This window comes from Marinobacter sp. UBA5687 (assembly GCF_002420325.1).
Taxonomy (GTDB): Bacteria; Pseudomonadota; Gammaproteobacteria; order Pseudomonadales; family Oleiphilaceae; genus Marinobacter; species Marinobacter nauticus.
The window spans coordinates 33093-38334 of record NZ_DIHV01000064.1 but is presented as its reverse complement, the minus strand read 5'-3'; the positions used below and the strand labels follow the sequence as shown (position 1 = coordinate 38334).

Below are 5242 nucleotides of genomic sequence, written 5' to 3'. Positions count from 1 at the left end.
ATCGTTTTCAACGGGGATAAAATTCAGCATCTCCAGATTGGCGGCGTCGAACAGCACCATGGAGTGGGGCAGGTAGTTTGCTGCCAGCACATAGTCGCCGTCAGCGGAAACTGCGATGTTGCGCATGTTGATGCCGGCGCGAACTTCGGCCACCACTTTCAGATTGTAGATATCGTATTTGGTAATCCAGCCATCCCGGGAGCCAAAGTACACATAACGGCCGTCAGGGCTGTATTTGGGGCCGCCGTGCAGGGCGAAGCGGCTGGGGAAGCGGTGGATGGGCTCCATTTTGTCGCCATCGAGCAGGGTGACATGGTGGTCGCCGATTTCCACGACCAGGAACAGGTTCATCAGGTCCGCCTCAAACACCGGCTCATCCGGCAGTGAGCCCTGGGGGTGGCTGACTTCCCGGCTGCTGCGGATTTCCGCCTCGCCCCATTTCAGTTCGTGGCTCGGGGGCTGATAGATGAAATCGGTCAGTTCCGCAATCTGCTGATCGTTAAGGATGGTTTTATAGCCCGCCATCTGCGTGGCTGGCCGCCCCTCCCGGATGACCCGTTCGGCCTCGGCTTTTTTCAGCCGGCCCAGGTTCTCCGGCAGCAGCGCAGGGCCCATACCACCGAGTCTGTCCGGGCCGTGGCAGGCCGCGCATTGCTGCAGGTAGAGGGTCTCTGTGTTCTGGCTGCTGGCCTGTTCGGCCAGGGCCGGGCCTGTGATCAGGGCGCCAGCGATCAGCAGGATGGTGTTCAGGCTTGCTCGGGCTTGGTTCAGGTTCACCAGCTACAGCTCCCGGTTGGTCAGATAACGTTTTGCGTTCAGGCGGGCCGTTGGCCGGCGGTGACGGCAGGCTCGGTCAGGGCGCTGTTCCATCCTGCCTGGGCCGGGCGGGCCAGCTTGTCCGCCAGTTGCACCACCTCGCCCACAATAATCAAGGTGGGTGGCTGGAAGTCTTCCCGATCAATGGTGTCTACCAGGTCTTTCAGGGTGGTGACCGTCATGTGTTGCAGTGGTGTGGTGCCGCGTTCCACCAGAGCCACCGGGCAGTTGTCTGAAAGGCCGTGGGCCGTCAGTTCGCGAACAATGGTCGGTGCATTGTGCAGGCCCATGTAGAACACCCGGGTTTGTCCCGGCGCGGCCAGTACCGGCCAGTTCAGTTCCAGAGTCTGGTCGGCCTTGCGGTGACCGGTGACGAAGGTCACGCTCTGGGAATAATCCCGGTGGGTCAGAGGAATGCCGCAGTAAGAGGCGCACCCCGCTGCAGAGGTAATGCCGGGCACCACCTGGAAATCGATGTCATTGTCCACCAGGAACTCAGCTTCTTCTCCGCCGCGGCCAAAAATATATGGATCGCCGCCTTTCAGGCGAACTACCCGCCGCTGTTTCATGGCCAGTTGCACCAGCAGTTCGTTGGTTTCTTCCTGGGGTACGTAGTGGCACCCGCTGGCCTTGCCCACATGAATGCGTTCAGCACGGGGGTTCACCAGTTCCATGATCTGCGGGGAAACCAGGCGATCATAAACAACGGCATCGGCCTGCTGAATCAGCATCAGCGCGCGCAGCGTGAGTAACCCTGGGTCACCCGGCCCGGCACCGACAATAGCAACTTCTCCCGGCCGCAGAGGTTGTTCCGCAAGCTGGAACTCCACCAGGCATTTTTTTCGCGGGTTTGTGGTCATGGCGCGTTCCTTAAAGATTGTGAACCGGGATTTCGATCACCGGAGCGGCGACCCGTCGCGGGGTGTTATCAACTACCCCGATTTCCTCGTTGGTGAGATAGCAGCCCGGATCTTCCTCCCAGAAGTCGCCAGACACGTTGTAAGCCCGTACCCGGGTATTGCCGTTGCAGATATTCAGGTATTTGCAGTCTGCGCAGCGCCCTTTTACCGGGCGCGGATGCTGGCGGAAGCCCTGCATCAGCGGATCGGTGGTTTCCGACCAGATCTTCGAAAACGGGGTTTCCCGCACGTTGCCCAGGTTGTGATCCCACCAGAAGGTGTCCGGATGCACCACGCCGAGGTTGTCTATATTGGAGATATTCACGCCGGAGGAGTTGCCGCCCCAGTTGGTCAGCCGCTGGGTGAGGGCGTCGACCTGGTCCGGGTAATGCTCTTTGGCCCACTCAATCAGAAAGGGACCATCAGCATCGTTGTTGCCGGTGACGTACTCCCGCTCGATACCGCGCTTGAGTTCGTCGTGGCAGTGGTTGAACAGAAGGTTCATGGCATCGCGGGTCATGTCGTACCAGGCATCCCGCTTCTTGTTGCGGCCGCCCCGGCCGGAGTAGTTCAGGTGAGACAGGTAGAACTTGTCGATCTGGTGCTCGTCCAGCATCTCCAGCATGGCCGGCAGTTCCGGGTAGTTATCCTGGGTCAGGGTGAAGCGCAGGCCCACTTTGATGCCGGCTTGCTTGCACAGGGCTACGGCGTGCATGGACTCTTTGAAGGCGCCTTTTTTCTGGCGGAATTCATCGTGGGTGGTTTCCAGGCCGTCGATACTGATGCCTACGTAGTCGTAGCCCACCTCGGCGATTTTGCTGATGTTGTCTTCGGTAATCAGGGTGCCATTGGTGGACAGGCCCACGTAGAAGCCCATAGCTTTAGCCCGGTGGGAAATATCAAAGATGTCGGGTCGCATCAGGGGTTCGCCGCCGGAGAGGATGAGTACCGGTACGCCGAAGGCTTTCAGGTCGTCCATCACCTTGTAGACTTCCTGGGTGGTGAGTTCGCCCTTGAAGTCGATGTCCGCTGAAATCGAATAGCAGTGCTTGCAGGTGAGGTTGCAACGGCGGATCAGGTTCCAGATTACCACCGGGCCGCTGGGCTTGGGGACCGGGCGCACCGGTACCGGGTTCATCAGGCTCTTGATGTAGCGGGTCATGCGAAACATAGTTTTTCTCTCTCATCGGGAGTGGCTTTCTTGCCTCTCCGGGCGGGCCTTTACCGGCTCTCTGCCCTTCTAACTATCCCCCTGCGGGCGCTGGGTATCCATACCTTTGATGGAGTACTTCAGGAGGTACGTGCTACTGCCTATCTGTTTGTTTTTTCAGTCGTAATCCTGTTTTTTTCAGGATGGCGGAACTGTACAGGATGGTGTGTCCGGTGCAGGCGTCGCCGAGTACCTCGCGGATTTGGGCTGCCTTGTGCTCGACTTCCTCGCGGCTGATCCCATGCACCATGGCAAAGAGGTTGAAGCTCCAGTAGGGCAGGTGTCTTGGTCGGCGGTAGCAGTGGCTGACAAAGGGCAGGCAGCCGACTTTCTCGCCGAGTTCGGCGATTGCATCATCCCGGACATCCCATACGGTCATGCCATTGAACCGGTACCCGAGTTTGTAGTGATCCGGTACCGCCGCGACTCTCCGGATGACCCCGGCTTCCTGCATTCGTTGAAAACGTGACAGCACCTCGTCTGCGGGCATGTCGAGCTGTTTTCCCAGTTCGGCCCAAGGGTCGGAAACCAGCGGTAATCCGGATTGGGTGGCAACGATGAGTTCACGATCCCGGTTACTCAGCACCGGGTCAGACTTCAAAGTGAAGGTGGACATGGAACTCCTGCTCCTTGGGCATGTTGTAGACCGGGTAGCCCGTAAGTAACTCAATCCGCTTGATGGTTTCGTCAATGCCTTCCGGTGTTTCCGTGGCCAGAACAAACCACATGTTCAACTCATGCTCGCGGCGGTAGTTGTGGGCTACCTCGGGGAAGCTGTTCACCTGCTCGGTCACATTGGCGAAATCTTCATCCGGAATGCGCATGGCCGCGAGCGTCAGGCCGCCGCCCATTTCGCCAGCATGAAACATGGGGCCAAAACGAGTCAGGGTCCCGTTGTCCAGCAATGCCTGGAGGTGCTTCAGCAGAGTTACTTCTGATACACCCAATTCATCGGCCACGTCTTTGTAGGGGGTTCGCGTAAGTGGCAGGCCGTATTGCAGGCGGTTGATGATGGCACGCTCCAGGGGCGTGAATTCGGGTAGTACAGGCATGTGGTCTGATGGCTTTGAACGCTCAGCAATTGCTGACATAACGGCCTCCGCGCTGCAGGTAGGCTTTGTTGCTGAACAGGATGGCGTGATCCACATTGCTCAACTCGTGTTGCTCAATCAGACCAGCGAGCTGATTCAGAACCCGTTCGCGACTGACGCCGTGAATCATGCAGAACAGGTTGTAGGGCCAGTCTGGCAAGCGTCTTGGGCGCTGGTAACAGAGGGTGACACAAGCGGCGGCTGCCATGGCATTGCCGAGCGTCGAAACCCGATCGTCCGGTACGTTCCAGACCACCATGGCGTTAGCCCGATAGCCCAGGGTGCGATGCTTGACTACCAGTCCCAGGCGTTTGATCAGGCCCTGCTGCTGCCACTGGCTGACAGCGTTCATAACCTGTTGTTCGGACAGCCCGGTGCGCTCGGCCAGGGTCTGATAGGGGCGAGGTGTCAGGGGGAGGCCGTTTTCCAGCTGCTCGCGTAACCTCAGCAGGCCCCAGGCACTCATGGATTCGGTATCAAACAGATAGCTGTAGTTCGGGCCGGTGGCTGGCAGGTTCATGGTAATGCCTCCCAGTCGATGTCAAAGCCCAGATCGATATGGTAACCCTCGACCATTGGCAGTCTCAGCATCGGCAGCTTCAACTGGTGTTCCAGCTCGTCCAGCCGTTCCTCCAGAGTGTCTTCATCCGGAGCGGTCATCACGAACCAGAGGTTGTAGGTGTGCTCCCGGGCGTAGTTATGATTCACGCCCGGGGCACGGTTGATCCGGGCCGCCACCAGATCCATCTGTTCTTCTGGCGCGGCCACGGCAGCCAGCAGGCTGGCGCCCGCCTGACTGTGTTCAAACACCGGGCCGACCCGGCTGAGCACCTGCTGTTCCTGCAGGGCAGACAGTCTCTGGATAACCTCTTCCTCGGTCAGGCCCAGTGTCCGGGCCATTTCCTCGTAGGGGCGTTCGCAGACCGGCAGGTTACGCTGGTAACTGTCGATCAGTTGTCTGTCTGCCGCATCCAGTCTCATCAGGTTGCTCCTCCGGGCCGGGGCCGGGATCAGTACACGTCGTGCTGGGTGTTGTAAGTGTTGAACTTACCGGTCGGGGTGACCATGTAGTCGCCCTTGATCACCTTCTTCAGCTTGCGTGTCTTGTCGTCGACTACAACAATGGCGGATTTCTTGTCCTGGGTGTTCCAGACAGAGAACCACACTTCATCGCCCGCCTTGTTGTATTCCGGCTGTACCACACGCTTGGGACCTTCGCCCAGCTC

General features: G+C 58.9%; 8 protein-coding genes. All 8 read right to left on the bottom strand.

Annotated features, from left to right (window positions below; all coding sequences use genetic code 11):
* Nucleotides 1-777 (bottom strand): cytochrome D1 domain-containing protein (locus B3Y70_RS06990; RefSeq protein ID WP_288589475.1); only part of this gene is annotated, 777 nt, incomplete at its 3' end.
* A gap of 38 nt (nt 778-815) precedes the next feature.
* The gene (gene cobA, locus B3Y70_RS06985; RefSeq protein WP_226609515.1) at nt 816-1676 is read right to left on the bottom strand and encodes a uroporphyrinogen-III C-methyltransferase; all 861 of its coding nucleotides are present in this window, start codon (nt 1674-1676) and stop codon (nt 816-818) included.
* A gap of 10 nt (nt 1677-1686) precedes the next feature.
* Nucleotides 1687-2886 (bottom strand): heme d1 biosynthesis radical SAM protein NirJ, encoded by a 1200-nt coding sequence (gene nirJ, locus B3Y70_RS06980; RefSeq protein ID WP_278350466.1) that lies wholly within the window; start codon nt 2884-2886, stop codon nt 1687-1689.
* A gap of 133 nt (nt 2887-3019) precedes the next feature.
* Nucleotides 3020-3541, bottom strand: coding sequence for an Lrp/AsnC family transcriptional regulator (locus B3Y70_RS06975; RefSeq protein ID WP_199452493.1), 522 nt, complete (start codon nt 3539-3541; stop codon nt 3020-3022).
* Nucleotides 3516-3977 carry an Lrp/AsnC family transcriptional regulator gene (locus tag B3Y70_RS06970; RefSeq protein ID WP_014422490.1) on the bottom strand — a complete coding sequence of 154 codons (462 nt, stop codon included), beginning with the start codon at nt 3975-3977 and terminating at the stop codon, nt 3516-3518. The genes B3Y70_RS06975 and B3Y70_RS06970 overlap by 26 nt, the downstream gene beginning before the upstream one ends.
* A 22-nt stretch (nt 3978-3999) precedes the next feature.
* The gene (locus tag B3Y70_RS06965; RefSeq protein ID WP_023008603.1) at nt 4000-4536 is read right to left on the bottom strand and encodes an Lrp/AsnC family transcriptional regulator; all 537 of its coding nucleotides are present in this window, start codon (nt 4534-4536) and stop codon (nt 4000-4002) included.
* Nucleotides 4533-4997 (bottom strand): AsnC family transcriptional regulator, encoded by a 465-nt coding sequence (locus tag B3Y70_RS06960; protein WP_011786568.1) that lies wholly within the window; start codon nt 4995-4997, stop codon nt 4533-4535. Before B3Y70_RS06960 ends, B3Y70_RS06965 begins: the two co-directional genes overlap by 4 nt.
* A gap of 29 nt (nt 4998-5026) precedes the next feature.
* Nucleotides 5027-5242: cytochrome D1 domain-containing protein (locus tag B3Y70_RS06955; RefSeq protein WP_288589471.1), on the bottom strand; the 216-nt coding region annotated here is incomplete at its 5' end.